31 protein-coding genes, 3 tRNA genes and 1 riboswitch are annotated in these 24,404 nt (G+C 60.0%); of the genes, 9 read left to right on the forward strand and 25 right to left on the reverse strand.

Features of this window, described 5'->3' with window-relative positions; genetic code table 11:
- Positions 1-62 precede the first annotated feature (62 nt).
- From cobF to cbiE, 6 genes are read right to left on the reverse strand one after another with little or no spacing between them, the layout of a single operon-like run.
- A complete protein-coding gene (cobF, locus tag ACR0DH_RS04965; protein ID WP_480547587.1) occupies positions 63-806 on the reverse strand; it encodes a precorrin-6A synthase (deacetylating) in 744 nt (247 codons plus the stop codon).
- Complete coding sequence (cobA, locus tag ACR0DH_RS04970; RefSeq protein WP_170532057.1) at positions 799-1,527, reverse strand: uroporphyrinogen-III C-methyltransferase; 729 nt, start codon at positions 1,525-1,527, stop codon at positions 799-801. Before cobA ends, cobF begins: the two co-directional genes overlap by 8 nt.
- Positions 1,524-2,840, reverse strand: a complete 1,317-nt coding sequence (locus ACR0DH_RS04975) for a cobyrinic acid a,c-diamide synthase CobB (protein ID WP_480547589.1) — start codon at positions 2,838-2,840, stop codon at positions 1,524-1,526. Before ACR0DH_RS04975 ends, cobA begins: the two co-directional genes overlap by 4 nt.
- Positions 2,833-3,627 (reverse strand): precorrin-4 C(11)-methyltransferase, encoded by a 795-nt coding sequence (gene cobM / locus ACR0DH_RS04980; protein WP_480547591.1) that lies wholly within the window; start codon positions 3,625-3,627, stop codon positions 2,833-2,835. Before cobM ends, ACR0DH_RS04975 begins: the two co-directional genes overlap by 8 nt.
- The gene (locus ACR0DH_RS04985; RefSeq protein ID WP_480547593.1) at positions 3,624-3,992 is read right to left on the reverse strand and encodes a cobalamin biosynthesis protein; all 369 of its coding nucleotides are present in this window, start codon (positions 3,990-3,992) and stop codon (positions 3,624-3,626) included. Before ACR0DH_RS04985 ends, cobM begins: the two co-directional genes overlap by 4 nt.
- Entirely contained in the window at positions 3,989-5,188 is a 1,200-nt protein-coding gene (gene cbiE / locus ACR0DH_RS04990) for a precorrin-6y C5,15-methyltransferase (decarboxylating) subunit CbiE (protein WP_480547595.1), read from the reverse strand. Before cbiE ends, ACR0DH_RS04985 begins: the two co-directional genes overlap by 4 nt.
- On the opposite strand from cbiE, the gene ACR0DH_RS04995 reads away from it, so the two are divergent.
- Positions 5,187-5,918, forward strand: a complete 732-nt coding sequence (locus tag ACR0DH_RS04995) for a cobalt-precorrin-6A reductase (protein WP_480547597.1) — start codon at positions 5,187-5,189, stop codon at positions 5,916-5,918. The two genes, cbiE and ACR0DH_RS04995, sit on opposite strands and share 2 nt — an antisense overlap.
- Here the strand turns inward: ACR0DH_RS04995 and cobJ are convergent.
- The 8 genes from cobJ to ACR0DH_RS05035 all read right to left on the reverse strand — a co-directional run bounded on the left by cobJ (position 5,909) and on the right by ACR0DH_RS05035 (position 14,502).
- A complete protein-coding gene (gene cobJ, locus ACR0DH_RS05000; RefSeq protein WP_480547599.1) occupies positions 5,909-6,673 on the reverse strand; it encodes a precorrin-3B C(17)-methyltransferase in 765 nt (254 codons plus the stop codon). The genes ACR0DH_RS04995 and cobJ overlap by 10 nt on opposite strands.
- Positions 6,670-7,398: a precorrin-2 C(20)-methyltransferase gene (locus tag ACR0DH_RS05005; protein WP_480540609.1), complete on the reverse strand. Its 729-nt coding sequence runs from the start codon at positions 7,396-7,398 to the stop codon at positions 6,670-6,672. Before ACR0DH_RS05005 ends, cobJ begins: the two co-directional genes overlap by 4 nt.
- Positions 7,395-8,024 (reverse strand): precorrin-8X methylmutase, encoded by a 630-nt coding sequence (locus tag ACR0DH_RS05010; protein WP_480547601.1) that lies wholly within the window; start codon positions 8,022-8,024, stop codon positions 7,395-7,397. Before ACR0DH_RS05010 ends, ACR0DH_RS05005 begins: the two co-directional genes overlap by 4 nt.
- On the reverse strand, positions 8,024-9,163 hold the full coding sequence (gene cobG / locus ACR0DH_RS05015) for a precorrin-3B synthase (RefSeq protein ID WP_480547603.1): 1,140 nt from the start codon (positions 9,161-9,163) through the stop codon (positions 8,024-8,026). The genes ACR0DH_RS05010 and cobG overlap by 1 nt, the downstream gene beginning before the upstream one ends.
- On the reverse strand, positions 9,160-12,453 hold the full coding sequence (gene cobN / locus ACR0DH_RS05020; RefSeq protein WP_480547605.1) for a cobaltochelatase subunit CobN: 3,294 nt from the start codon (positions 12,451-12,453) through the stop codon (positions 9,160-9,162). The genes cobG and cobN overlap by 4 nt, the downstream gene beginning before the upstream one ends.
- A gap of 5 nt (positions 12,454-12,458) precedes the next feature.
- Positions 12,459-13,514: a cobalamin biosynthesis protein CobW gene (gene cobW, locus ACR0DH_RS05025; RefSeq protein ID WP_480547607.1), complete on the reverse strand. Its 1,056-nt coding sequence runs from the start codon at positions 13,512-13,514 to the stop codon at positions 12,459-12,461.
- 3 nt (positions 13,515-13,517) lie between these two features.
- A complete protein-coding gene (locus ACR0DH_RS05030; protein ID WP_480547609.1) occupies positions 13,518-13,892 on the reverse strand; it encodes a DUF1636 family protein in 375 nt (124 codons plus the stop codon).
- An 83-nt stretch (positions 13,893-13,975) separates the two neighbouring features.
- Positions 13,976-14,181: riboswitch (cobalamin riboswitch) on the reverse strand.
- A gap of 237 nt (positions 14,182-14,418) precedes the next feature.
- Positions 14,419-14,502: transfer RNA gene (locus ACR0DH_RS05035), tRNA-Tyr, on the reverse strand.
- 116 nt (positions 14,503-14,618) lie between these two features.
- Here ACR0DH_RS05035 and rlmB point away from each other — a divergent pair.
- The 4 genes from rlmB (at position 14,619) to ACR0DH_RS05055 (ending at position 16,914) form a co-directional block, all read left to right on the forward strand.
- Complete coding sequence (gene rlmB / locus ACR0DH_RS05040) at positions 14,619-15,392, forward strand: 23S rRNA (guanosine(2251)-2'-O)-methyltransferase RlmB (protein WP_480547611.1); 774 nt, start codon at positions 14,619-14,621, stop codon at positions 15,390-15,392.
- A 13-nt stretch (positions 15,393-15,405) separates the two neighbouring features.
- Entirely contained in the window at positions 15,406-15,687 is a 282-nt protein-coding gene (locus ACR0DH_RS05045; RefSeq protein ID WP_480547916.1) for a hypothetical protein, read from the forward strand.
- A gap of 105 nt (positions 15,688-15,792) precedes the next feature.
- A complete protein-coding gene (locus ACR0DH_RS05050) occupies positions 15,793-16,245 on the forward strand; it encodes a YHS domain-containing (seleno)protein (protein ID WP_480547613.1) in 453 nt (150 codons plus the stop codon).
- 198 nt (positions 16,246-16,443) lie between these two features.
- On the forward strand, positions 16,444-16,914 hold the full coding sequence (locus ACR0DH_RS05055) for a CoA-binding protein (RefSeq protein ID WP_480547615.1): 471 nt from the start codon (positions 16,444-16,446) through the stop codon (positions 16,912-16,914).
- 2 nt (positions 16,915-16,916) lie between these two features.
- On the opposite strand, the gene ACR0DH_RS05060 is transcribed toward ACR0DH_RS05055, so the two are convergent.
- From ACR0DH_RS05060 to hisF, 3 genes are all read right to left on the reverse strand, one after another.
- Positions 16,917-17,483: a hypothetical protein gene (locus tag ACR0DH_RS05060; RefSeq protein ID WP_480547617.1), complete on the reverse strand. Its 567-nt coding sequence runs from the start codon at positions 17,481-17,483 to the stop codon at positions 16,917-16,919.
- Between the two features lie 65 nt (positions 17,484-17,548).
- The gene (locus ACR0DH_RS05065; protein WP_480547619.1) at positions 17,549-17,857 is read right to left on the reverse strand and encodes a phosphoribosyl-ATP diphosphatase; all 309 of its coding nucleotides are present in this window, start codon (positions 17,855-17,857) and stop codon (positions 17,549-17,551) included.
- On the reverse strand, positions 17,854-18,615 hold the full coding sequence (hisF, locus tag ACR0DH_RS05070) for an imidazole glycerol phosphate synthase subunit HisF (protein WP_480547621.1): 762 nt from the start codon (positions 18,613-18,615) through the stop codon (positions 17,854-17,856). Before hisF ends, ACR0DH_RS05065 begins: the two co-directional genes overlap by 4 nt.
- A 120-nt stretch (positions 18,616-18,735) precedes the next feature.
- On the opposite strand from hisF, the gene ACR0DH_RS05075 reads away from it, so the two are divergent.
- On the forward strand, positions 18,736-19,182 hold the full coding sequence (locus ACR0DH_RS05075) for a DUF302 domain-containing protein (protein ID WP_480547623.1): 447 nt from the start codon (positions 18,736-18,738) through the stop codon (positions 19,180-19,182).
- 3 nt (positions 19,183-19,185) lie between these two features.
- On the opposite strand, the gene ACR0DH_RS05080 is transcribed toward ACR0DH_RS05075, so the two are convergent.
- Both ACR0DH_RS05080 and hisA read right to left on the reverse strand, forming a co-directional pair.
- Positions 19,186-19,650: a DUF2867 domain-containing protein gene (locus tag ACR0DH_RS05080; protein WP_480547625.1), complete on the reverse strand. Its 465-nt coding sequence runs from the start codon at positions 19,648-19,650 to the stop codon at positions 19,186-19,188.
- 4 nt (positions 19,651-19,654) lie between these two features.
- Positions 19,655-20,377 (reverse strand): 1-(5-phosphoribosyl)-5-[(5-phosphoribosylamino)methylideneamino]imidazole-4-carboxamide isomerase, encoded by a 723-nt coding sequence (gene hisA, locus ACR0DH_RS05085; protein WP_480547627.1) that lies wholly within the window; start codon positions 20,375-20,377, stop codon positions 19,655-19,657.
- 134 nt (positions 20,378-20,511) lie between these two features.
- On the opposite strand from hisA, the gene ACR0DH_RS05090 reads away from it, so the two are divergent.
- Entirely contained in the window at positions 20,512-20,913 is a 402-nt protein-coding gene (locus ACR0DH_RS05090) for a DUF2147 domain-containing protein (protein ID WP_480547629.1), read from the forward strand.
- A 4-nt stretch (positions 20,914-20,917) separates the two neighbouring features.
- On the opposite strand, the gene hisH is transcribed toward ACR0DH_RS05090, so the two are convergent.
- Together hisH and hisB are read right to left on the reverse strand one after the other, a co-directional pair.
- Positions 20,918-21,556, reverse strand: a complete 639-nt coding sequence (gene hisH, locus ACR0DH_RS05095; protein WP_480540643.1) for an imidazole glycerol phosphate synthase subunit HisH — start codon at positions 21,554-21,556, stop codon at positions 20,918-20,920.
- The gene (hisB, locus tag ACR0DH_RS05100) at positions 21,557-22,144 is read right to left on the reverse strand and encodes an imidazoleglycerol-phosphate dehydratase HisB (protein ID WP_480547631.1); all 588 of its coding nucleotides are present in this window, start codon (positions 22,142-22,144) and stop codon (positions 21,557-21,559) included. It abuts the gene before it with no gap.
- Between the two features lie 154 nt (positions 22,145-22,298).
- Here hisB and ACR0DH_RS05105 point away from each other — a divergent pair, with 154 nt between their 5' ends.
- Positions 22,299-22,538 carry an Lrp/AsnC family transcriptional regulator gene (locus ACR0DH_RS05105; protein ID WP_170532103.1) on the forward strand — a complete coding sequence of 80 codons (240 nt, stop codon included), beginning with the start codon at positions 22,299-22,301 and terminating at the stop codon, positions 22,536-22,538.
- Here the strand turns inward: ACR0DH_RS05105 and ACR0DH_RS05110 are convergent.
- The 3 genes from ACR0DH_RS05110 to ACR0DH_RS05120 form a co-directional block, all read right to left on the reverse strand.
- Positions 22,535-23,401, reverse strand: coding sequence for a GNAT family N-acetyltransferase (locus ACR0DH_RS05110; RefSeq protein ID WP_480547633.1), 867 nt, complete (start codon positions 23,399-23,401; stop codon positions 22,535-22,537). The genes ACR0DH_RS05105 and ACR0DH_RS05110 overlap by 4 nt on opposite strands.
- Positions 23,402-23,485: 84 nt before the next feature.
- A tRNA-Gly gene (locus tag ACR0DH_RS05115) sits at positions 23,486-23,560 on the reverse strand.
- Positions 23,561-23,593: 33 nt separating this feature from the next.
- Positions 23,594-23,668: transfer RNA gene (locus ACR0DH_RS05120), tRNA-Gly, on the reverse strand.
- 148 nt (positions 23,669-23,816) lie between these two features.
- Here ACR0DH_RS05120 and ACR0DH_RS05125 point away from each other — a divergent pair.
- Positions 23,817-23,969: a hypothetical protein gene (locus tag ACR0DH_RS05125; protein ID WP_480547635.1), complete on the forward strand. Its 153-nt coding sequence runs from the start codon at positions 23,817-23,819 to the stop codon at positions 23,967-23,969.
- A gap of 15 nt (positions 23,970-23,984) precedes the next feature.
- Here ACR0DH_RS05125 and ACR0DH_RS05130 read toward each other — a convergent pair whose 3' ends face one another.
- The gene (locus tag ACR0DH_RS05130) at positions 23,985-24,368 is read right to left on the reverse strand and encodes an MAPEG family protein (RefSeq protein WP_480547637.1); all 384 of its coding nucleotides are present in this window, start codon (positions 24,366-24,368) and stop codon (positions 23,985-23,987) included.
- Between the last annotated feature and the right edge of the window lie 36 nt (positions 24,369-24,404).

Here is a 24,404-nt window from a genome sequence, read left to right on the forward strand (position 1 = left end):
TCTGAGATCTCCGTCAGGTATTCACATCTTGATGCCAGACTTTGACGGGATTTGCACTCACATCACCGTGTGGACTTTTGCAGCAGATAGATATCCATAATCCAGCCGTGATCGGCACGGGCCTTGGCGCGGGTGTCCAATATCTGTTGGGCAACGTCGAGCAGTGGCCCATGGATCAGGATTTCCTCTTTCATCCCGACATAAGCGCCCCACCAGATGTCATAACTCGCCATATCAAGGCTTTGGAATGAGCATTCCCCATCCAGCATCACCGCAACTTTCGAGGCATCTGCAGGCCACCCATCGTCTCGCAAGCGCCGCCCGGTTGTGACCACATAAGGTGCACCAATATCGTTGATCGGGATCGCATGTGCTGCTGTCAGGGCTTGTAGCGCGGTGATCCCCGGAATGACGCGTTTGCGGGGTTGTGGATCCAGCCGGGCCGCGATGCGCAGAGAACTGTCATAGAGCGATGGGTCGCCCCAGATCAACAGCGCCACTTTGGTTACATCCGGGTACTCTGCAAAGGCTGTCTGCCAGCGTAGGGCGATGGCGTCATGCCATTCGTCGACACCTCGCAGATATCCCTCATCCGAGCGGCGCTTGGGAATATCGAAATAGGCGATCTGAGGCGGCGTCTCGCAGGCCTTTGTGATGATCTCCTCCCGCACCCCGGCCAGATCAGTCTTGTTTTCACCCTTGCGTGGGATCAGGATCAGATCGGCCTCTCGGATCGCTTGCACACCCTGCAGGGTCACATGATCTGGATTGCCGGTGCCGATACCAATCAGGGTCAGCTCATACATCTTCGAATTCCGCGAGTGGGCCATAGAGGATCAGCGCCGGGGCTGTTCCGATCTCAGCTTTCAGCTTGTCCGCCAATGCGCCGATGGTTGAACGATGAAGGACCTGATCCGGGGTCGAAACGGATTCCGCCAGCAAGGCAGGCGTCTCCAACGGCAGGCCATGGGCATGCAGCGCATCGACCAACAAGGGAAAGGTGCGCTTGCCCATGAATACAACCGTTGTCGCCAGCCCATCGGCCAGGGCAGGCAGGTTCAGGTCTTCGGGCAATTGCCCGCTTACATCATGGCCGGTCACAAACTGCACTCGGCGCGCGGTCAGGCGACGTGTCAAAGGAATGCCAGCTGAGGCAGCCGCCGCGACGGCAGAGGGGATGCCCGGTATGATCTCGTAGTCGATCCCAGCCTCGCGCAACGCGACCAGTTCCTCTTCCAACCGTCCAAACAACCCGCCATCCCCGGATTTCAGTCTCACAATGCGTTGCCCTGTCTGGGCGTACTCTACGAGCAAGCGACTGACATGGTTCTGCTTCGGCGATGGGCGGCCAGCACGTTTGCCAACCCCAACCAAATCCGCATCCTCGCGCGCATGACTCAGAATCGGGCCGCTGCTTAAGTCATCGAACAGCACCGCATCGGCTTTTTGCAACCGATCCACGGCTTTGAGCGTCAGAAGTTCCGGATCACCTGGGCCAGAGCCGATGAACGAGACAAAACCCGTCATGCCGAAGCCTCAGCGATTAGGTGGAAGAATGTGCCGGTGACATTGCCGCGCATCGATCCGGTTTGAGGGCCTTCCGTGCCTTCGGCATCAAACACGCGCGCCAGCGGCGCGTCGGGTTGGTCGACAATCGATGAGTAATGGAACTCATGCCCACGCAGGGCGGCACCTGCTGCAAGCCCGGGCATCGGGGCCAGCAGCTCAGCCCTGCGATAACCCAGGTTGAATTTGCGTTTCTCGTAGGAAGTGACCAGCCCCAGCAACCCGGCCATTTGGTGCCGTGTGCCGTCTTTGTCGATTAGCCCTTCACCCAAAGCCATGTAGCCGCCGCATTCGCCATGCACCGGTTTGGTTTCGGCATGGCGGCGCAGCCCGTTTAGGAAGGTATTTGCAGCTGCCAGTTTGCCGGCATGTAGTTCCGGGTATCCCCCCGGCAACCAAACCAGATCGGCATCCGTCACCGGTGCTTCATCCGCCAAGGGTGAGAACGGTAGCACTTCGGCTCCGGCTGTGCGCCAGCCTTCCAGCAAATGGGGGTAGGTAAAGGAAAACGCGGCATCCTGCGCCAGTGCAATCCGTTGGGCCGGGGGCCGCGGCAGCGCGGCTGACGATGGCCCAACCGGGCCTGAGGAGGCCGCCCGCTTGATCGCCTCAAGGTCCACGTGTTCCCGCAGGAACGCCGCATAACCCACGATGGCGCTTTCCAGATCGGGATGCTCTACAGCTTGGATCAGGCCCAAATGGCGCTCGGGCAGGGTCAGGTCACCGCGCCGCGGCAGCACACCCAGTACGGGCAGACCCGCACGCTCCATGCCCAAGCGGGTCAGGCGCTCGTGCCGGGGACTGGCACAGCGGTTCAGGATCACGCCTGCAAAGGGCAGGTCGGGGTTGTACATCTTGAACCCCAGGGCAGTGGCAGCTGCCGATTGCGCCTGACCGCCGACATCCAGCACCAGAACCACCGGCCAGCCCATGCGTTGCGCCGTTTCCGCGCTGGAGCCATGCCCCAGCTCGCCGGGTTTGGCCACGCCATCGAACAGACCCATCGAGCCTTCAGCGACCACAATATCCGTCCCGTCTGCCTGATCCGAGATCGCGTTCAGCAGCGGATCACCCATCGCCCAACTGTCCAGGTTGAACGAGGCCCGCCCCGCCGCAGCCCGGTGAAAAGCCGGGTCGATATAGTCGGGGCCGCTTTTGAACGGTTGCACGGTCAACCCATCCTCGGCCAGTGCCCGCAACAGCCCCAGCATAACAGTGGTTTTGCCTGTGCCCGAAGATGGCGCGGAAATCAGTATGCCCGGAGGATTAGTCATCGCCATGTTCCCAGCTGGACCATGGGCTATCTGCGTTTTGCGGACGATACCGACGATCATAAGTCTTTGAATAGAGGCAGCTTTCGTCAAACCCTTCACTTGCCAGCGCGGGTCCGACCATGATCAGAGCGGTACGCGAAATGCATTCGTCCAGCGCATCTTTCAACGTTTCCAAGGTCGCACGGATGATCCGCTCATCCGGCCAACTGGCGCGATAGACAACGGCCACCGGGCAATCCGCGCCGTAGGCTGGTGTCAAATCCGCGATAACCTTGTCCAGATTGCCAATAGACAGGTGAATGGCCAGTGTAGCCCCGGTGCTGGCGAAGTTCTCCAACGTCTCACCTTCGGGCATCGAAGACGCGCGGCCCGGTGTGCGGGTCAGCACCACAGATTGCGCCAGACCGGGCAGTGTCAGTTCGGTGCCCAAAGCCGCAGCTGCTGCCGCAAAGGACGGCACGCCGGGGGTGACGCTTACCGGAATGCCCATCTCTTTCAATCGACGGATCTGTTCTCCCATTGCCGACCAGACCGACAGATCGCCTGAATGCAGGCGGGCCACGTCTTGCCCTGCCTTATGCGCCGCTTCGATTTCGGCCATGATCTGGTCCAGATCCATCGGCGCGGTGTTCACGATCTTCGCGCCTCTGGGGCAATGGCTAAGAATCTCTTCCGGAACCAGCGACCCGGCATAAAGGCACACCGGGCAGGATGCGATGATATCGCGCCCGCGCAGGGTCAGCAGGTCGGCGGCACCCGGTCCGGCTCCAATGAAATGAACGGTCATGTCTGTCCTCCGATAGCAATGGCGCAGGTGGCCAGCCGGTCGTTTGAAATCTGTCTGGGTGTAATCAGCCGCGCGCCGAATCCGGCGGTAGCCAAAGCGGATGCTTCGGCCACGCTGCCGGTGCCATAGCTCGCGCGGCTGCGGGGCGAGCATGTCAGGGTGCGCTGTCCGGCCAAGTCAGCGGGTGCAACAAGGTGCAATGGCAGGTCGACGATTGCCGCAAAGGCGTCCAACGCGGCGTGGCCGTCTTTGTTCGCGACCGTCGCCAACGCATCCACCGCATGGCCCGAGGACGCCTGATCGTAGGCCGCCTTCAGGCTGTCGACCGTGGCGGCGTTAGAAAACCCAAGACCGGCGACGATCATAGGGTCACGCTCCACTGCACCACCGGGTAAGCGGCTTTCCATCCACGCCGGGGACCCAGAGGGCCCGCCTGCGCCAATTCAATCCGCAGCAAGTCACCGCCAAGCGTTTCATGCCACTGAGCCAGCAGCGCCTCGCTCTCGAGCGTTACTGCATTCGCGACCAGCCGCGTGCCCTTTGGCAGACTGTCGCGCAACCAGACCAGCAAGGCCTCGGACAAGCCGCCGCCGATGAATACAACATCTGGATCAGCCAAGCCTGACAAAGCCTCAGGCGCGGTGCCGTGAATAACTTCCAATCGATCCTGCCCCAGCGTGTCCGCGTTGCGCCTAATGCGGTCTGCGCGCTCGGCCAGTGGCTCAATCGAGGTGGCGGTCAAGGTCGGGTCGCACATCAGCCATTCAATACTGATGGAACCAGTGCCACCGCCGATATCCCACAGATGCTCGCCTCGCTGAGGTGCCAATGCGGATAAGGTCAACGCGCGGATGGGGCGTTTGGTGATCTGACCGTCGGTTTCAAAGATGTCGTCCGGCTTGCCAGAAGCTTTGGGGAATGACATGCCGGGGCCGGTGACCTCGAGCCCAACGCAAACGGGGTGATCGAACGTGCCCAGCAGTGCTTCGGTCAGCGAAACCGTCTGCGTATTTTCGCGCGGTCCGCCTAGGGCTTGCATCACGTGCAGTGCGCTGTCGGCAAAACCGGTCTCTGTCAGATAGGTCGCCAGTTCGGCCACCGCCTTGCCGTCGCGCAGCAGAAGGATCGCGCGCAGCCCTGCCGCCAGATGTGGGCGCAACCGGGTCAGGGGCGCGGCGTGAAGTCCAAAGGTCAATGTGGCTTCCAACGGCCAACCCAATCGGGCAGCCGCCAGCGAAAAGGTGGATTGACCGGGCAGGGCAATCCATTCGCCTTCATCAAAGGTCCGGGCAATGACCGAACCGGCCCCGAACCAGAACGGATCACCTGATGCCAGCACGACGGTGGGTCGCCCGCGCAGGTCGTATAAAATCGGTATTCCATCGGCAAATGGCACGGGCCATTCGATCTGTTCGGCCTGAGTTTCTGGAACCAGCGACAGATGCCGTGGCGGGCCCATGACGATTTCGGCCCGATCCAGGGCTTGACGACTTGCGGGCGGCAGGCCATCCAGTCCATCTTCGCCCAGTCCCAGAATGGTCAGCCACGGAGCTTCATGCATGCCCAAACTCCTGCTTCTTGGCGGCACGACCGAGGCCAATGCCCTTGCTCGCAGCCTTGCCGAACGGGGGACGAACGCAGTATACTCTTACGCCGGGCGCGTGGACAATCCTCGCCCGCAACCATTGCCGGTTCGCGTGGGTGGGTTCGGAGGAGTCGATGGGCTGGCCGGATACATCCGCGACAACGCGATTACGCATGTTGTGGACGCAACGCACCCGTTCGCAGCAAAGATGAGTGCCAATGCTATCGCCGCGTGTAACGCTGCGGATGTTCCGCTTACCGCTTTGACCCGATCTGCTTGGAGCCCGCAGCAGGGCGATAGCTGGCAACATGTGCCGGATATCCCGGCAGCTGTTGCGGCGCTTGACGGTCCCGCTCGGCGCGTGTTTCTGGCTGTGGGTCGAATGCATTTGCAGGATTTCGCGGCTCAGCCTCAGCATCATTATTTGTTGCGACTGGTTGATGAACCGGAAACTGTACCTCTGCCCAACGCTGATATAGTTGTCTCGCGTGGGCCCTTCACGGTTGAGGACGATGTTGCGCTGATGAGAAACCACGGCACCGAACTGGTTGTTTCGAAGAACGCAGGCGGTACGGGTGCACGCGCCAAGCTGGATGCTGCGCGGAGGCTGGGTGTGCCTGTCCTGATGATCGACCGCCCCAGCCTGCCGTCCCGGCAAGAGCTTTCTTCGGTCGATCAGGTTTTGGACTGGCTTGATCATTCCTGACCCTCGGCCAAAGTGAACCTTGGTGTGTAGACAATTGGCGCGCCTTCGCGTTCGATCACGCGGGTTAGGGAGGAGCCGACGATCACAACGGTCTGCATATCGGCCATTTCGGGCGTTGCTTCTGCCAATGTCGAAATCCGGATCGCCTCATCCGCGCGCGACACGGCGCGGGCGAACAGGATCAGGCGTTCAGGTTCACATTCCTCACGCAGTATTTCCAGCGTCTTTACAAATCCTTCGGGCCGGGACTTTGAGCGCGGGTTGTAGAACGCCATCGCGAAATCGCCCTGTGCGGCCAGACGTAGCCGCTTTTCGATCAGCGACCAAGGTTTAAGGTTATCACTCAGGTTGATGGCGCAAAAATCATGCCCCAGCGGAGCACCGGCGCGGGCCGAAGCGGCCAACATGGCCGTAATGCCCGGCAACACGTCGACAGGAATGTCGCGCCAATCAACGGGCCCGTTTTCCATCGCCTCAAACACGGCGGCGGCCATGGCAAACACGCCGGGGTCTCCGGACGAGACCACAACAACCCGTTTCCCCTCAGATGCCATCTGCAACGCATGCTGGGACCGGTCAATTTCAACGCGGTTATCGCTGGCATGCAGAGTCAGCCCCGTGCGATCTGCCACGCGTGCGACATAGGGGATATAGCCAACCACATCCGTAGCCTGGGCCAAGGCAGCTGTGACTTCAGGTGTCACCAGCGCTTCATCTCCGGGGCCAAGCCCGGCAATCTTGACCCAACCCGTCATGGTCGCCGTCCCTGACCGTGAACGATAATGATCGAGAAATAGGGCGTGATCTCTTCGCAATCATCCGATAATTTGCAGACCCGCTGATTGGGCATCTGGGCGTATTCCACGATCCAGGCGCGGTCATACAGACCTGCGGTTTTCAAGGCGCGTTTGACCTTTTCGATATTGCGCCCGATTTTCATAACGACCAAAGCGTCGGTGTCCGCCATGCGACGAGCCAGATCATCTTCGGGCAATGTTCCCATCAGAATAGTCAGGACGTCGTCACCCCAAGTGATCGGGTCGCCCGTTGCGGTCCAGGCCCCGGACATGCCTGTGATCGCGGGTACGATTTCAACTTGAGCTTCATCTCGCAAGCGGTTGTAAAGATGCATGAATGAGCCATAGAAAAACGGATCACCCTCGCACAGTACCACGACATCTTCTCCTGCGTTTGACAGGTTTCTCAGATGCGCTGCGCAATCTTCATAAAACGCAGCGAGCAAGGCATTGTAGCGCGGATCAGACAGTGGAATTTCCGTGGTGACGGGGTATTCCATCGGGAACTCCGTCGCACTGCCGGGTATCATGCCATCCACAATCTTGCGCGCCTGACCGTTGCGGCCCGGCTTGCGAAAGAACGCCACATGGCGCGCATTGCGCAGCAAACGGTCGGCCCGAACGCTCATCAGATCCGGGTCACCGGGGCCGAGGCCAACGCCGTATATGGTGCCGGCGTTCATTCGGCGCGACTCGCGATGGCGTTCACGGCGGCAACGGTGATGGCGCTGCCGCCCAGTCGGCCTTTGACGATGCAGGACGGCACCGGCTGGGCCGCCCACAGCGCGTCTTTTGATTCGACCGCGCCGACAAACCCCACCGGGCAGCCGATGATGGCTGCAGGGCGCGGGCAGTCGGAGTCTTCCAGCATGTTCAGCAGATGAAACAGCGCGGTGGGCGCGTTGCCGATGGCGACTACAGCGCCCTCAAGACGCGGGCGCCACAGCTCCAGCGCGGCGGCTGAACGCGTATTGCTCATCTCTGCAGCCAGAGGGCGCACGCGCTCGTCATGCAGGGTGCAGATCACCTCATTCTCGGCGGGCAGGCGGAACCGGGTCACGCCTTCGCTCACCATACGTGCGTCACACAGGATCGGCGCGCCACCTTCCAGCGCGGTCCGCGCGGAGGATACAAAACCGGGTGAGAAATGGACGAACTCTTCCAGCCCGACCATGCCAGCCGCGTGGATCATCCGAACGGCGACCTGCTCTTCATCGGCATCGAACCGCGCCAGATCGGCTTCGGACCGGATGGTGGCAAAGCTTTCCCTGTAGATCGCCGCGCCGTCGGTTTCGTAAGTGTAGGGCATCAGGTGAAGTCCATCGTCATCAGTGTTTTGGGGTTCAGCCCGCGCAGGATTGGCTCATCCCCTGCGCGGCCCTGTTTGACAAGATCAAATCGTCCGTTCTGGCCGACTAAAACCACATCCGCGGGGCCCATTCGAGCGCAGCCTTTGGAACACCCAGAGACATGCAGATGGCCAGGAACGCGCGCGGCCAAGGCACGGGCGATTTCGCGGGTTTCCACCTGCGCCTGCGGGCAGAGCGGCGCCCCGGGGCAGGCGTCGGTGGTCATCAGCGGGTCGGAGCCATTTGTGACGAAGGCCGGTGCGGGTATCGCCGCCCCGCCTTCCAGCAGGATCAGTCGCCAAGGGGTGACACGTAGGGCAGAGGCGCCGCTGTCGCGGATCAGCGCGTGTAGCTCGTTGGCGGGCAATTGCCCAAAGGCCGCGCCATAGAGGCTGCCCAGATTGCAAGCACCCGGTTGCAACGGTGCGCCGATGGGTCCGGGGTCGCGGCCCTGCCACTCCGCAGGCAGACCAAAAGCCGCCACGGCCCGGGCCATGCGGCGGGTGTCTGGTGTGAAGACCTCGGCAAACCATGTGGCTAGAGCAATCAGGTGATCAATGGCCTCGGCCTCGGAGACGACACGTCCGGTCTGAGCCCCATCTGCGCGCAGGATCAGGTCATCAGCGGAACGCTCCAACCGGATATCGGCCGAGTCCGCCGCCAGCAGGCGCTCTGGTCCCGTGTCGATGGCAAAGCCGAACTTGGCCGGTAGAGCAGGCAACTCGCTCAGGCGGTCGATCAATTCCTGCGTCAGCCGCGCGGTCAGATCGCCCGGCTGGTAGAGCGGTGAGACCAGAATGTTGCGCCGGACCTCAATACCCGGCTCCGCGTCCAACAGCCCAAGCGCGGACAGCTCGGACAGCAATGCCTGGTGATCACTTTCCTGCACGCCGCGCAACTGCAGGTTCGCGCGGTTGGTCAGATCGATTGTGCCGTTGCCGAATTGCTGGGCCAGTTTACATAGGCCAAGCGCTTGTGCGGCGGTCAGCCGAGCCAGCCGAGGGCGCACACGCACCACCAGCCCATCCCCAGACATCATCGGTCGGTGGGCGCCGGGGCACCAACCTTGGACGATTGGTTTTGGGGTGGGCGCGCTCATCCCAGCCCCTCCAGATCCGCCCGGATCGAGTTGCGCCGGGTATTCCACAACCCGGCATCCAAAAGCGCGCGGAACCGGTCCTGCATCGCCTGATGGGCTTGCGGATTGGCCTGCTGCAGGAAGGCATCCACGTCTTCATCGCCCAGTGTCGCATCGTGGTAGAGGTCGAACAGATGCGGCGCAACGGTGCCCGACAGATGCGCAAACGAGGCCATGTGATCTAGCGTCGCGGCGATCTCGGCCGCGCCACGGAAGCCGTGGCGCTGCATCCCGGCGATCCAGTCCGGATTGGCTGCGCGGGCGTGGACGACGCGGCTGATCTCTTCCGGCAAGGTGCGGGCGCGTGGGTTTTCGGGATTGGTATTGTCCAGATGATAAAGCTGCGCGGTCCCACCCGTGGCCTTTTTGGCGGCGGCAAAACCGGCCTCATGCGTGGCGTAGTCGTTGGCCAGCAGCAAGTCTGTCTCGGTCAGGTCCTGCAGGTGAACAAAACTGTCGGCATGCGCCACGCGTCGGGTGATGCCCGCCTTGTCCTGAACGATGTTTTCGCCCTCCAGCGCGAAGGAGCTGGCCTCAAGCCATGCCTCACCCGCTTGCGCGCGCGCCTCGTCGGTATAGACCTCAGACAGTTGTGTCATGTTGACGCCATAGCTGCCGGGCGCGGGGCCGAAGACGCGGGCCGACGGGGCTTGACCGGCATAGGGGTTCCAGTCGCTCGCCTCATCCCGCGCCGCCAAGGCGCGAATTGCCTGACCGTATAGCGCCGAGAGGGTTGGGAAGACGTCCCGGAACAGGCCCGAGACCCGCAGCGTCACGTCTAGGCGCGGGCGGCTGAGGTCAGTGATCGGCAGCACTTCGATCCCCGAGACCCGCTCGGACTCTTCATCCCAGATCGGTTTCACGCCCAAAAGGTGCAGCGCCATGGCGAATTCCTCGCCCGCCGTGCGCATCGTGGCCGAGCCCCAAAGATCGACGATCAGCCCCTTGGGATAGTCGCCTTCTTCCTGAAGGTGGCGGCGGACCAGTTCCTCGGCCAGTTTGACGCCTTGGGTGTAGGCCGCCCGCGTCGGAACCGAGCGGGGGTCGGTGGTATAGAGGTTCCGTCCGGTTGGCAGCACGTCCGAGCGTCCGCGATAGGGGGAACCGGACGGCCCGGCCTCGATCCGCTTCCCGGCCAGCGCGTCGATCAGAGCGTTGCGCTCCGCATGCGCCGAGGGCGCGGGGTCGAAAGTACCGGAAACCTCAGACGCGCGGCCATAGATATGCAGCCCGTCGCCGAACTGGCTTTCTTTGATATCGCAGACAAAGCGGTCGATGCGGGTGATCGCCTCGGCAGTGCAGGTGGCCTGATCAAGGCCCAGATCGCTCTCCAACCCGATGGCCTGCGCCTCATCCCGGATATCTTCCTGCAGGCGATCGCGGCGTTTGGGGTCGAGGCCATCCGCATTCGAGAACTCATCCAACAGCGATTCCAGCCGAACCATGCGATCCGGGGTGCCACTTTCCTTCATCGGAGGCGGGATATGACCCAGCGTCACAGCCCCGATCCGGCGCTTGGCCTGCGCGGCCTCGCCCGGGTCGTTGACAATGAAGGGATAGATCACCGGCAGGTCACGGATCAGCGCCTCGGGCCAGCAATTCGCCGACAGCGCAACGGATTTGCCCGGAAGCCATTCCAGCGTGCCATGCGCGCCGATATGGATCAAAGCGTCTGCGCCCAATCCTTTGCGTAGCCACAGATAGAAGGCGACGTAGCTGTGACGCGGGGTGCGAGACAGATCGTGATAGTCGTCATCGCGCAGCTCGGGCGTACCGCGTTCGGGTTGCAGTGTAACCATCACGTTGCCTCGGCGCAGGGCGGTGAAGTGGAACGCGCCCTCGGTAAAAACCGGGTCGTCTTCTGGCTTGCCCCAAACAGTTTGGAGATCGACGCGCAGTTGCTCGGGCAGGTTAGCCAGGGCTGCCTGGTAATCTTCCAAAGACCATGAGATGCGCGCGTCCAGCAGGGTTTCAGCAATCGGCTCAGCCGGTGCGGTGCTGTAGCCCTCGGTTTGAAGATCGGCCAGGATCGCCTCGGCCGAGGCCAGCGCGTCGAGGCCCACCGCGTGCGCCATTTGCCAGTCCTTGCCGGGGTAGGTTGATAGCACCAGTGCGGGTACTTGATCTGCCTTGGGCTTGTTATGAAGGGTCAACCAGCCTGTGACACGGTTGATGATCGCTTCGATCCGCTCTTGCTCAGCCCGGTGGGCAAAGCGGGAATATTCCAGATGCGGATCACGCTTGCCCGGTTCCTTGAACGAGGCAATGCCCGCTGAAATGCGCCCGTCCACTTCGGGCAGCACCACATGCATGGCGAGATCGGCAGGGGAGAGACCTCGTTCGGCCTCGGCCCAAGCCTTGCGTCGGGATGTGGCGAGGGCCATCTGAAATACCGGCACGCCCGCCGCGTCCAAAGGAGACGTTCCCGATGCGCCTTTGCCCGAGAACGAGGTCGCGTTGATGATCGCCGAAGGTTTCAACGCGGCGATGTTATCACGCAGCCATTCTGCGGCAGCAGGAGCCTTGAGCGAAGGGGCGAAGAGGCCGACGGCCTCGAACCCACGATCCCGCAAGCTGCGGATCACGGCGGCGACAGGGGCCGTGTCCGCCGAGGTCAGATAGGCGCGATAGAACGTGACGATGATACGTTTTGCGTTGCCCGAAAAGGCCGCCTCAACCGGGATCACGCCGCGATCAGGACACCACGCGCCGGATTCGGGCAGGGTTTTAGCCCCCATAACAGGGCCGGCATAAAGCCCCGCCGCCAATGCCATCTGCGCCAAGGCAGCCTGTGCCGCGACCTCTCCGCCGGTGTCGCAGAGATGCGCCAGACGGCGCAGGGTCGAGACGGGCAGGGTGGAATATTCATCCAGCCGCGTGTCCTCTCGCCCGTCGGCGGGTAGGACAGCCAGCGCGATGCCCTTGGCCTGCGCCAGCGACAGCACTTGCTGCAGCCCGTAGGCCCAGTAAGGCACGCCGCCAATAAGACGGATCAGAATGCCTTTCGCACCCTCCAACGTCTGTTCCACGTAGGTGTCGACGGACAGAGGATGCTTCAACGCCGTCAGGTTCGCCAACCGCATCGTGGGCATGCGCCCCTCGGGCCCGCCACCGCGATGCCAGCCTGCCGCGAAAGCGCCAAGGTCGCTGTCCGAGAAGGACAGCACCACCAAATCCGCCGGGCTCTGGCCCAGATCGGTTGGGGTTTCCGTTTCTTCTAACCCGTGGCTTTCGCGGAAGACGACGTGCATGGGCCTTACTCGGCGGCCTCGGCTACACCCGTGAGGATTTCGCGGATTTCTGCTTCTTTGATGTCGTCATGCTCGGCGATCACTACCATGCGCGAGCGGCGTTCCTCGCCGGGCCCCCACGGGCGGTCGTACTGGTGACGCACACGAGCACCCACGGCTTGCACCAGCAGGCGCATCGGCTTGCCTTGAACGGCGGCATAGCCTTTGACACGCAAAATGTTCAGCTCGGTGGCCAGGCGCTCGATCTTGGCGACCAAATCGGCGGGATCGGACTGTTCCGGCAACTCGACGATGGTGCTTTCGAAATCGTCATGCTCGTGATCGTGGTGACCGTCGTGATGCGACGGACGAGCATCCATGTCGTCCTCGGCTGCGGCCTCAAGACCCAGAACGACGCGCACATCCACGGCACCTTCGGCAACCTCAACGACGGGTAGCGGGCGAGGGGCCTCGGCGGCGATGATCTCTTTCGCTTTGGCCACGCCTTCGGGACCGGCCAGATCAGGCTTGGTCAGCAGGATGATATCGGCGCAGGAAATCTGATCCTCAAACACCTCGGATAGGGGCGTTTCATGGTCGATCGAGTCATCGGCGAGGCGCTGAGCATCCACCGCTGCCACATTCGGCGCAAAGCGACCGGCTGCGACGGCCTCGGCATCGGCCAGCGCGATCACACCATCAACGGTGATTTTCGAACGGATATCGGGCCAGTCGAACGCCTTCAGCAGCGGCTTAGGCAAGGCGAGGCCCGAGGTTTCGATCAGAATATGCTCAGGGCGCGGCTCCAGAGCCATCAGGGCTTCGATAGTCGGGATGAAATCATCGGCCACGGTGCAGCAGATACAGCCGTTCGCGAGCTCCATGATGTTTTCCGCCGGGCAATCCGGGATCGCGCAGGATTTCAGGATGTCGCCATCAACGCCAACATCGCCGAATTCATTGACCACCACCGCCAGACGCTTGCCCTGCGGGTTTTGCATCAGGTGCTTGACCAGCGTGGTTTTGCCCGAGCCCAGAAAGCCGGTGATGACAGTGACGGGAAGTTTTTCAAGAGTAGACATGGGTCAAGCTCCAATCGGGGGAATACGGGCCGCACAGTTTTTGCGGAAATGTTCAGGACGTTCGCGCCATTTGACCAAACCATCGTCAGTGGCCAAATACTTGGTCACACCTTCGATGATCGTTTCGACATGGTCGGTTTCGTTGAGGTTTTCGTAGACAAAAGTCCAACGCGCGGGCCCACCACGTAGCACGATGGAACAGCCCTGATCGCAATTTGACAGGCATTCCACAGGCTTTAGGTCGATCCCGTCTGGCACGCCGGCCTGTTCCAGCGCCTTATGCAGCAAAGCGCCGGGGCGCTGGGTGTCATCTTCGATTGCCAGGCCACGGCGGCATGTCGTGCAGACCAGCAATTCAACTGGTGCGGCTTTACTCATCTCTCTCATCCCCCTTAGTCAAATCTGGGGGACGGGGTTTCATGTGGGCCGATCCAAGCCCCACACCGGAACACCCCGTCCGGTTTCATCTTCGGGCGCTGGCAGGTCTCCCGGCTTGCGGATGTCAGGGTGTATACCCTGTCGGATGTCCTGCCTTCCCAGCCTTTGGCCAGTGGCTTTGGGCACCCTCTCCGGTCACGGTCGCGGGGGCGGCTGCGTTTGGCGGTAAACCCGTTGACGCATTCCCTTTTCATCCTCTTACGAGGACACCAACGGATCGGACATGCGGCACTGATACGGTGCTTGTCAAGCGTGTCGCCGACAACCGCAAGGTCGGGCGCAGAAAAACGACCTGTGGCGGTCGTTGGGCGGCATGTCAGGGCTTGGCTTGCGGCTTTCGAAAGGTTTAACAGCGACCGCTTCACTGAACCAAATGTTTGACGAATAACCAGACGGCTCTTCATAACAGCAGATACAGGCCAACGGCGGGGGCGTTTTGCTCGGGTATCTGGAAGCTTTGTGAGAGTGGTGGGCGACCCTGGAATCGAACCAGGCGTGCGTCTCCGCGAGGGAGTTACAGTCCCCTGCCACACCTTGCGGCCTGTCGCCCACTGTCAGGCGTTGCACCTGACGTGGAGGCGTGATTACTAGCGCACCAAAGGAGCGTCAACAGGAAAATACGGCATTGACGCAGGAAAGCGAATTCATGGCCCGGAGGCCCTCAGAATGAAAAAACCCAAGTGGGTTGTTGAAAAGGAACAGGCACGAAAAGCAGCAGCGGCCGAGACGGTTTGGCTGTTTGGTTTACACGCCGTGCGCGACGCCTTGATGAACCCCAAGCGCCAGAAACTGCGCCTGATTGTGACACGAAACGCGCGGGACAAACTGCTCGAAGCCATTGAATTCGCAGGGATCGAGGCCGAGATGGTTGATCCGCGCAAGTTCAGTGCCCCGATCGATGCGGGTTCGGTGCATCAAGGGGCAGCGCTTGAGGTTAAGCCGCTGGAGTGGGGCGGTTTGGCCGAGAACTGCATCGGACGGGAACATCCCCGCGTGATCCTACTGGACCGTGTAACGGACCCACATAATGTGGGTGCGATTCTTCGGTCAGCCGAAGTACTGGGTGCAAGTGCTGTGATCGGAACCCGGCATCATTCGGCCCCTGAAACCGGGGCACTGGCCAAGACCGCCAGCGGCGCATTGGAACGTCAGCCTTATCTAAGGGTGCGCAATCTTGCCGATGCCATAACCGAGCTTCAGTCGATGGGATTTCTGGTGCTCGGTTTGGATGGCGAGGCGGATCAAACTATTGAAACAGCCCTGGGGGATCAAAGGGATCAACCTGTGGCGCTGGTATTGGGTGCTGAAGGGCCGGGACTGCGGCAAAAGACCAAAGAGACTGTGGATCAATTGGTGAAAATTGACGCATCCGGGGGATTTGGGTCGCTGAACGTCTCAAATGCTGCCGCAATCGCCCTATATGCCTCTCGGCACCATTAGCGAGGAGAGTACTATTTCCGGACCGTCCAAAATCGCTACCTGCTGCTACTGCGGTACACGGGCTGCCCTGGTTCTGACAGGAAAGAACCGGCATGAGCTGAGTTGTTCCAACTGCGGCGCACCGCTGCACGATCTTAAGAAACTGCCGAAGCACAAGGTTCAGAAATCAAGGCCTGACCGGGTCGCGATCAGTCATGCGGCGTCTCCGAAATCGCGAAAAAAGAAGAAGAAAAAGAGCACGCTTTATCGTGTTCTGGATGAGGCCTGGGATGTCATAGAAGACATCTTTGACTAAAGGCTGCTCCGCACTCGCAAGGATGTTCACATCCACGTCAACTGGGGTTTCACAGCCGCCCAAAAGTTGCATCTTAGTCGCTCGATTCTTTGCCACGGGACCCAGATGCAAAACCGCCGTTTCATATTCGGTATACTGACAGCCATCGCCCTTGCACCCGTCGCTTGGGCGCAGGATAAACCTGTCTATTTTGCGACCGATGGCGCCGCGATGGCGGGGTATGATCCGGTGTCCTATTTCGACAGTGCTGCACCGGTTCGGGGTGAGCCGAGCATTGCTGTCATGTGGAAAGGGGCCCAGTGGCATTTTGCGTCACAGGAAAATCGCGAGCGGTTTGAAAGTAACCCGCGCGCCTTTGCACCTCAGTTCGGGGGCTATTGTTCCTATGCGATGGCAAATGGGGTTCTAAAAAGCACTGACCCCATGGCATGGCAGGTCGTGGATGGGCGTTTGTATCTCACTCATTCCCCAGCAGTTGAACGGATGTGGGAACAGGACAGAGCGGCGAATATTCATCTGGCCGAGGAAAATTGGCCCGTCATTCTGTACGAAGACTAGCCGATTGTCCGTATTTTGTGAAAAGTCATCACAAAAATGAGCGCGCGGTCTTTTTTTTAACCAGATCATGCCTAAATGTCACAGTGACCGCGGAACGGAACTGCCGCGGGTCATTTCACTGTCCCTCGTTCCAACAACTGGCGCCCAAGGCTTCTTGGGCGCTTTTTTCTTTTTTGCGGCTATGATTAGGATGCAACCATGGCAGACTACTCTGACGCGCATCTGAAAACCATCCTGCAACGCACCAAAACCATCGCGGTAGTTGGGGTGTCGATGAACCCGGTGCGTCCCAGCTACTATGTAGCGCGGTATCTTTCCTTGAAGGGATATACCGTGATCCCCGTCAACCCGGGCCATGCTGGCAAGGACTTGTTCGGTCAAACGGTGCGTAGCGCCCTGTCCGAGATTTCTGAACCTGTCGATATGGTTGATATCTTCCGACGTTCCGAGGCTGTTCCGCCCATCGTCGACGAAGCGTTGGCGGCGTTCCCCAAGCTCCGGACCATCTGGATGCAGATCGGGGTCGAGCATCCTCAGGCCGCTGAAACGGCGCAGGACCGTGGTGTGGATGTGGTGATGAATCGATGCCCGAAGATCGAATATCAGCGCCTGTTTGGCGAACTGCGCATGGGCGGGTTCAGCACCGGCATCATCTCATCCAAGCTGTGAACCTAGTTGGTGACAAAGGGCTTCAACCGCGCCACCTGCTCGAGGCGCCGTTTTTCCAGAACAACATCGCGCGGAGCCCAGTCATATCGGCTGTCGTCTGACAGCGGTGACCAGAACAAAACCCCGCCATAGCGCCAGGGATCCAGCACAACACCTTCGTACATCGAGCCTCCGGCGCGGCTGATGATCGCCGTGCTGTGGTCGATGCGGAAAGGGTTGTCGGCATTGGCGATGGCGCGGTGCAGCGTAAGTGTTTCGAAGTTTTCCTGCTTTAACCGGCGTTCGATATCTTCGGCCCAATGCCAGCACAGCCCGCGTGGGCGTAGCCCCTGATTGACCTTTGTATTGTGGATCAGCGGGGGGTCGGTGATCTGATATTCCTGCGCCAGTTGCGCGGTGTAGGAATAGGCGATCCGGGCAGCGCGGTTGGCCTCTTCCGGGTCAATGTCGGGGCCTAATGCCCGGATTTCGGTCGCAAGGCGCTGAACCTCATCGCCGGTCTGCGGGGGAGGGGTGGCACAAGCCGCCAAATTCACAAGGGCCAGAACAAAGGCCAAAGCTCTAATCATTCCGAGTTCCCCTATTGAGCCTTCCGAAGGATCATAAGCCGGGGGTGCGCAGATCGGAACCCTGCTTAGCGCGTGGCCTTCTCAGCAATGCCGCTGGTGCCCTGTCGCCGTTCGAGTTCAACCAGCACATCATCCAGCGCAACATCGCGCGCGGCCAGCATCACCAACAGGTGGTATAGTACATCTGCCGCTTCGGAGATCAGCTTGTCCTTATCGCCTTTGACGGCTTCGATGATCGCCTCAACGGCTTCTTCCCCGAATTTCTCGGCACATTTTTCTGGGCCCTTGGCCAGCAGTTTGGCGGTCCAGCTGGAGTCCGGGTCAGTCCCTTTGCGCGCTTCGATGGTTGCAGCAAGATCGTGGAGAATACTCATGTCAGCCTCATCGGAATACCCGCAGCGGCCATGTGTTCCTTGGCCTCGCGGATGGTGTATTCGCCGAAATGGAAGATCGAGGCCGCCAGAACCGCGCTTGCACCACCCTCGGTCACGCCTTCGACCAGATGGTCGAGTTTACCAACACCGCCGCTGGCGATCACCGGCACGTCCACCGCGTCACTGATCGCTCGGGTCAGGGGCAGGTTGAACCCGGCCTTGGTGCCATCACGGTCCATAGACGTCAGCAGGATTTCTCCTGCACCTTTGGCTACAACAGTCTTGGCGAACTCGACCGCATCGATCCCGGTAGGTTTGCGTCCGCCATGGGTGAAAATCTCCCATTTCCCCGGGCTTACGGTTTTGGTGTCGATGGCACAGACGATGCACTGACTACCAAACTGGTCCGCGGCCTCTGCGATCACATCCGGGTTGGCGACGGCGGCCGAGTTGAAGCTGACTTTATCAGCTCCCGCCAGCAGCAGGGCGCGCACGTCGTCCTTGGTGCGCACGCCTCCACCTACGGTTAGGGGTACGAAGCATTGTTCGGCAGTGCGCCGGACCACATCGAACATCGTGCCGCGGTTTTCATGCGTCGCGTGGATGTCCAGAAAACAGATCTCGTCCGCGCCTGCGGCATCATAGGCTTTGGCCGATTCCACCGGATCGCCCGCATCGCGCAGGCCCACGAAATTCACGCCTTTGACCACACGGCCATCGGCAACATCCAGACAGGGTATGATGCGGGTCTTGAGCATGAACCTTCCTTTGTTTGGCGCACCTCTACCGGCAAAGCCCCGCCGATGCCAGACTTGTGATTGTGATCTGCGGTGAAGCCATGGAAATTAGGTGTGAAATTCAGCAAAAGGACGACTGCGATGAGACATCTTCTTCTGGCATCAGTTTTCACAATCGGAGGCGCTCTGACCGCCATGGCTGACGATATTATCAAGATACAAACCGAAAAATCCGTGGCTGAAGCGTTGGATGCGTTGGAAGCCGCTGTGGGCAATGCGGGTGCAACCGTTTTTGCGCGGATCGATCACGCGGCAGGGGCCGAAAAGGTGGGCACGCCGATCCCATCCAATCAGGTGTTGATTTTCGGAAACCCCGCTCTGGGCACGCCTGCCATGCTGATTGACCCTCGTGCAGGGCTATTCCTGCCGCTGAAGGTGCAGGCCTATCAAGATGCAGAGGGTCAGGTCTGGTTGGCCTATGAGGACCCGAAAGAAACGATGGACGAGTTGGACGAGGTCGAAAACTCACCCGTGGTCGAGAAAATGCGCGGAGCGCTGGCCAAACTGACTGCGGCGGCGGCTGGTTAAGCCCTAGGCGCTTGCGCGACTGACGCGTGCAAGCGCATTTCTGGCGATCAGGATGTGGAAAGGCAGGATCACTGCCAGGTACAAGCGTCCGCCCAGATTGTGCCGGTGAACCCAGGTCGCCAGCGAGATACGGCCATTTTCAGACAAGACCGAAACACGAAAATCCAGATGACGGTCGTTGAAGCCTGCGATCACCTCGGTCTCGTCGTCATGCTCAACAGGAAATATCCCGACCTTGTCGGTCGCACTGGGCCCGCCGGTGCTGAGCCCGAACGGCGCCACCAATACTCCGCGCAATCGAACAAGCGCCATGGCCCATGCCGGAAAGCTGGTGATAATCTCTGCTGCCTGACGTGGAGACAAATCCGACGCAACACTGAAACAGTCCAGGAAATCGCCCTGTTTGATTCGTTTGTGAAGCAAGCTTCGGGCCGATAGTGCCGTGCGTTTGACAGCGGAATGGAACATCGCGCTATTCTCTGAGAGTTGTCAGAGCCTCTTTCAAATCGATCGCCCCATCATAAAGGGCGCGGCCGGAAATGGCACCATTCAAGGCTGCGCCACAATCGCGCAGGGCAAGCAGGTCTTCAATCGAAGAGACGCCGCCCGAAGCGATCACAGGGATTGAAACAGCTTTCGCCAGCGCGGCGGTTGCGTCGATATTTGGGCCTCGCATCGCCCCATCCCGGTTGATGTCGGTGTAGATGATCGCCGCAACGCCTGCGTCCTCAAAACTGCGCGCCAAATCGGTGACCTGAACGTCCGTTTCTTCAGCCCAGCCTTTGGTTGCGACCAGGCCGTTGCGTGCATCAATCCCAACGGCGACCTTGCCGGGGAAGGCTTTGGCCGCTTCGCGCACCAGATCGGGGTTTTCGACGGCGACGGTTCCCAGAATGACGCGGGCCAGTCCTTTGTCGATCCAGGTCTCGATGGTTGCCATGTCCCGGATACCACCACCAAGCTGCGCGGGCACATCGCAGGCTTTCAGGATCGCTTCGACCGGGGCGGCATTCACCGGCTCACCCGCGAAAGCGCCGTTCAGATCGACAAGGTGCAACCACTCGCACCCGGCCTCGACAAACGCACGGGCCTGAGCGGTCGGGTCCTCATTGAAAACGGTGGCTTTATCCATCTCTCCGCGCAGCAGGCGCACGGCGTTGCCGTCTTTGAGGTCGATGGCGGGGTAGAGGATCATGTCGGGCGACCTTATCTGAATGTTACATGGGCGGCATATCGCACAAGCCGGGCCGGGGATGCAACGCGACGCAAAGTCAATCTTGTCCGCTACCCGATGGCAGGCCAAACTGTCACCAAATCAGGGAGGTTACTATGAAGAAACTTACAACATCCTTTGTCTTTGCAACCTTGGCGACCGGCGCAATGGCGGCGGACCCGGTTGATGGGCTGTGGAAAACACAGCCGGGTGACACCGGGGGGTATCTGCACGTCACCATCGGTGAATGCGGCAGCGCGATCTGTGGCACTATAGACAGTGCGTTTGATGGCAATGGCGATCAGCAATTGGATTATGAGAATCTGGGCAAGCAGATTATCTGGGACATGGTGCCCGAAGGTGGCGGAAGCTATGACAGCGGCAAGATCTGGGCCCCGGATCGGGATAAGACCTACAATTCGAAGATGACCCTGGACAGCCAGAACCAGCTGACGGTCAAAGGATGTGTCGCTGGTGGCCTGGTCTGCCGCGGGCAGACCTGGACGCGCGTTCAATAAGCTTTTACGGGGTCCAGGTCAGGAAGTTCCCGATCATGCGCAGGCCCACATCCTGGCTCTTCTCAGGGTGAAACTGCATCCCCACCATCGTGTCGCGGCCGATCACGGCCGTGACCTCTTGCCCATAGTTCACATATGCCAAACGCTGCACCGGGTCTGTGACACGGAAGTGGTAGGAGTGGACGAAGTAGGTATGATCACCGGATGCGACCCCGTTGAACACTGGGTGATCGCTTTCCAGAACCAGATTGTTCCAACCCATATGTGGCACCTTCAGTGCAGCATCTGACGGTTCAATCCGCACCACATCGCCAGCCACCCAGCCCAAACCATCGGTTTCGCTGTATTCATGGCCCTTTGAGGCCATCAGTTGCATTCCGACGCAGATGCCCAGAAACGGGCGACCTTTCTGTTCGACCGCTTCGACCATGGCGTCGTAGATACCCTTATGCCCCCGCAGCTCTGCCGCGCAGGCGGGAAAAGCTCCGTCACCAGGCAACACCAGCCGATCGGCGCGTGCAACGACATCCGCGTCCGAGGTCACCACGACCTCGCCCGCGTTTTCTTCCTGTGCCATGCGTTGAAACGCCTTCTCGGCCGAGTGCAGATTACCGCTCTCGTAGTCGATAATGGCAGTCAGCATCTACAAGGCACCTTTGGTCGATGGAATCGCATCTGCCTTGCGCGGGTCGGTTTCGACCGCATCGCGTAGCGCCCGCGCAACCGCTTTGAATGTGGCTTCGGCAATGTGATGGCTGTTAAAGCCGTGCAACTGGTCGATATGAAGGGTGATGCCCCCATGGGTGCTGAGCGCCTGAAAGAACTCACGCACCAACTCGGTGTCGAACGTGCCGATCTTCTGGGTTGGCAGGTCCACGTTCCAAACTAGGAACGGACGGCCAGACAGGTCCAGTGCACAACGCACTTGCGCATCATCCATGGGCAGGTGGCATTCACCATAGCGGCGAATCCCCTTTTTATCGCCCAAAGCCTGAGTCAGCGCCTGACCCAGCGCAATGCCGGTATCCTCGACCGTATGGTGGTCGTCGATGTGGTAGTCGCCCTTGGCCCGGATCGTCATGTCGATCAGCGAATGACGCGCCAACTGATCCAGCATGTGGTCAAAGAAACCAACACCGGTCTGGTTGTCATACTGGCCGGTCCCATCCAGATTGACCTGGACCGAAATCTCGGTCTCGGCGGTCTGACGACTGATCTTAGCGCTGCGCATGGGCGAATTCCTTTTGCTACAGGGGCGCTTATAGACGCGGACGGGCTGCCTATCCAGACCGCTTGAGGCCTTCGCTGCAAACTGTTGCAGGGGATTGCACCCGGGCGCGGCCCGTGCCAGCCTGCGCGCAACACGAACCAACAAGGCCCGGCCCATGTCCACCTGCGTTTTCATCCAGATCCGCTGTAAACCCGGCACCACTTATAAAGTGGCGGAAGAGATCGCGCTGCGCGAAATCCACTCCGAGCTCTATTCTACCAGCGGTGAATATGACCTGATGCTCAAGCTCTATATTCCCGAATCCGAAGATGTGGGCCATTTCATCAATGAAAACCTGCTGGTGATTCCCGGTATCGAACGCTCATTGACGACAATGACGTTCAAGGCGTTCTAGCCCAGCTCAAACGTCGTCACGCCGAAAATCCGGTTCAGGTCGATATCGGGTTCATGGTCCGAATACATTCGTGCGGTCTCAAAGACCTTCTCAAGTCCCAACGCATCGGCCAGCGCGAAGGCGGCGGCGTTGGGTTGGGGCATGTCGATAAACACCTCATGCGTTGCGTGATCCTCGGGGATAGTGTTGAGGACCGAGACCAGCAGCGCCTGTGCGATGTCAGGGCTGTCCGCAAACAAAGGCCCGATCTTATATCCGATCTGGCAGGGGCGCAGGGTCACGTAGCCCCTGATCGTCCCGTTTTCGATAAAGGCACGTGAGGCATGGCTAGGCGCGCGCAGCCATTCACGCACGAAAACGCTACGCGGGGCAGGGAATAGGGCCCGGTCATAGGTCAGCAAATCCTCGGATATCTCAGTCAGGACGGATATATGCGCAGTCGCTTGCGACCCAAGAGCGGCCAATATCCCGGTCTTTGTTCCGGTAAAGCGGTAGTTGTTATAGGCAAAGGTAAAGCCGGATTTGCGATAGTTGTCCTGTTGCTCGACCACACCATCCAGACCCATATTGCGCCCCTTGCAATGGGCCAGCGCGTGCTGGGCGATCTCCAGCCCATGGCCCGATCCGCGAAATTCGGGACGGACGATGTAAAAGCCCAGAAAAGAAAACGCATCGTCATAGTTCACCGCGGATACTGACGCGATCATTTCACCATCAAGAAACCCGCCCAGAAAGCCATCCGGGTCAGTAGGGCGAAAACACGCGGCATCGTGCTGACCGGGGTTCCACCCTTCGCGCCCGGCCCAGTCAACGGCGTGTTGAAGTTCTGCTGCAGTCAAGGGGCGGATGACGAAGTCAGACATGACAAATGATCCTGCAATTCATATTGTCGCCAGAATGGCGCAACGCTTTGCAAAGGACCAGCATGTTCGAGAAAGGTTGGTATCTGGAGCGGGCGAGGCGATTCGAACGCCCGACCCTAACCTTGGCAAGGTTATGCTCTACCCCTGAGCTACGCCCGCATCAGATACTTGTATGGTCCAAAGACCTCTCAATGGAGCGGGCGAGGCGATTCGAACGCCCGACCCTAACCTTGGCAAGGTTATGCTCTACCCCTGAGCTACGCCCGCGCCGTTGAGTGAGGAGGGATGTATAAAGTCCCACGCGAGGCTGCAAGCGGAAAAACACAAAATTCTGCAAAAATCTTTCGACGGAAACCGGTGTTTGGTGCGTTGAAGAACCAGAGGAATTGAGAACGAAAATGGCGGAGGTGGACAGATGGTACAGATTGCAGACCTGAAAATGGCGGCGTTTGCGGTGATGATTGTGATAGGATTTTGGATCATCAAAGCCGAGCCGGATCGCGTAGGCAATGCACATCCAGTGGGTATGGCGTCGTCCGTGGTCGAGTTCAGCGTGCTGCCGGGGTAAGCCCGGCCGAGGGACCTATAGAGCCAGTACAAGATTTGCGATAGCGCTGACCAGAATGGCAGCGAAAGTCAAAACCATTCCGATCTGCCGCAGAACAACAACCTGAGGGTTGCGGCCAAAGCCATAGGCATGCATCAGCCGTCCAGCCAGGATCAACAAACCCAACAGATTCACTAACAGACCTGGTGCGCCCTGCAACTCGACCATTGCAATCAAGAGCAGCGCAAAAGGTGCATATTCCGCGCAATTTGAGTGTGTGCGCATCGCTTTGATAAGCGCTTTGTCATCTCCATCTCCGACCGAGACCTTCCCGCTGCGGCGCGCCGAGATGACCTTTGCACTGAGCCAGACGTAAAGAATTGCGATCAATGCGGCATAGATCGGGGTAATAGTCAGCATTCTTGGGGCCTCCGTCTGGGTCATGCAAAATGGCCG

Source organism: Ruegeria sp. I1 (assembly GCF_056532675.1).

Coding starts and splice junctions, on each gene's coding strand:
- cobF (WP_480547587.1), bottom strand. CDS start 806: ATGTATGAGCTGACCCTGATTGGTATCGGCACCGGCAATCCAGATCAT.
- cobA (WP_170532057.1), bottom strand. CDS start 1,527: ATGACGGGTTTTGTCTCGTTCATCGGCTCTGGCCCAGGTGATCCGGAA.
- ACR0DH_RS04975 (WP_480547589.1), bottom strand. CDS start 2,840: ATGACTAATCCTCCGGGCATACTGATTTCCGCGCCATCTTCGGGCACA.
- cobM (WP_480547591.1), bottom strand. CDS start 3,627: ATGACCGTTCATTTCATTGGAGCCGGACCGGGTGCCGCCGACCTGCTG.
- ACR0DH_RS04985 (WP_480547593.1), bottom strand. CDS start 3,992: ATGATCGTCGCCGGTCTTGGGTTTTCTAACGCCGCCACGGTCGACAGC.
- ACR0DH_RS04995 (WP_480547597.1), top strand. CDS start 5,187: ATGCCCAAACTCCTGCTTCTTGGCGGCACGACCGAGGCCAATGCCCTT.
- cbiE (WP_480547595.1), bottom strand. CDS start 5,188: ATGCATGAAGCTCCGTGGCTGACCATTCTGGGACTGGGCGAAGATGGA.
- cobJ (WP_480547599.1), bottom strand. CDS start 6,673: ATGACGGGTTGGGTCAAGATTGCCGGGCTTGGCCCCGGAGATGAAGCG.
- ACR0DH_RS05005 (WP_480540609.1), bottom strand. CDS start 7,398: ATGAACGCCGGCACCATATACGGCGTTGGCCTCGGCCCCGGTGACCCG.
- ACR0DH_RS05010 (WP_480547601.1), bottom strand. CDS start 8,024: ATGCCCTACACTTACGAAACCGACGGCGCGGCGATCTACAGGGAAAGC.
- cobG (WP_480547603.1), bottom strand. CDS start 9,163: ATGAGCGCGCCCACCCCAAAACCAATCGTCCAAGGTTGGTGCCCCGGC.
- cobN (WP_480547605.1), bottom strand. CDS start 12,453: ATGCACGTCGTCTTCCGCGAAAGCCACGGGTTAGAAGAAACGGAAACC.
- cobW (WP_480547607.1), bottom strand. CDS start 13,514: ATGTCTACTCTTGAAAAACTTCCCGTCACTGTCATCACCGGCTTTCTG.
- ACR0DH_RS05030 (WP_480547609.1), bottom strand. CDS start 13,892: ATGAGTAAAGCCGCACCAGTTGAATTGCTGGTCTGCACGACATGCCGC.
- rlmB (WP_480547611.1), top strand. CDS start 14,619: ATGAAAAAACCCAAGTGGGTTGTTGAAAAGGAACAGGCACGAAAAGCA.
- ACR0DH_RS05050 (WP_480547613.1), top strand. CDS start 15,793: ATGCAAAACCGCCGTTTCATATTCGGTATACTGACAGCCATCGCCCTT.
- ACR0DH_RS05055 (WP_480547615.1), top strand. CDS start 16,444: ATGGCAGACTACTCTGACGCGCATCTGAAAACCATCCTGCAACGCACC.
- ACR0DH_RS05060 (WP_480547617.1), bottom strand. CDS start 17,483: ATGATTAGAGCTTTGGCCTTTGTTCTGGCCCTTGTGAATTTGGCGGCT.
- ACR0DH_RS05065 (WP_480547619.1), bottom strand. CDS start 17,857: ATGAGTATTCTCCACGATCTTGCTGCAACCATCGAAGCGCGCAAAGGG.
- hisF (WP_480547621.1), bottom strand. CDS start 18,615: ATGCTCAAGACCCGCATCATACCCTGTCTGGATGTTGCCGATGGCCGT.
- ACR0DH_RS05075 (WP_480547623.1), top strand. CDS start 18,736: ATGAGACATCTTCTTCTGGCATCAGTTTTCACAATCGGAGGCGCTCTG.
- ACR0DH_RS05080 (WP_480547625.1), bottom strand. CDS start 19,650: ATGTTCCATTCCGCTGTCAAACGCACGGCACTATCGGCCCGAAGCTTG.
- hisA (WP_480547627.1), bottom strand. CDS start 20,377: ATGATCCTCTACCCCGCCATCGACCTCAAAGACGGCAACGCCGTGCGC.
- ACR0DH_RS05090 (WP_480547629.1), top strand. CDS start 20,512: ATGAAGAAACTTACAACATCCTTTGTCTTTGCAACCTTGGCGACCGGC.
- hisH (WP_480540643.1), bottom strand. CDS start 21,556: ATGCTGACTGCCATTATCGACTACGAGAGCGGTAATCTGCACTCGGCC.
- hisB (WP_480547631.1), bottom strand. CDS start 22,144: ATGCGCAGCGCTAAGATCAGTCGTCAGACCGCCGAGACCGAGATTTCG.
- ACR0DH_RS05105 (WP_170532103.1), top strand. CDS start 22,299: ATGTCCACCTGCGTTTTCATCCAGATCCGCTGTAAACCCGGCACCACT.
- ACR0DH_RS05110 (WP_480547633.1), bottom strand. CDS start 23,401: ATGTCTGACTTCGTCATCCGCCCCTTGACTGCAGCAGAACTTCAACAC.
- ACR0DH_RS05125 (WP_480547635.1), top strand. CDS start 23,817: ATGGTACAGATTGCAGACCTGAAAATGGCGGCGTTTGCGGTGATGATT.
- ACR0DH_RS05130 (WP_480547637.1), bottom strand. CDS start 24,368: ATGCTGACTATTACCCCGATCTATGCCGCATTGATCGCAATTCTTTAC.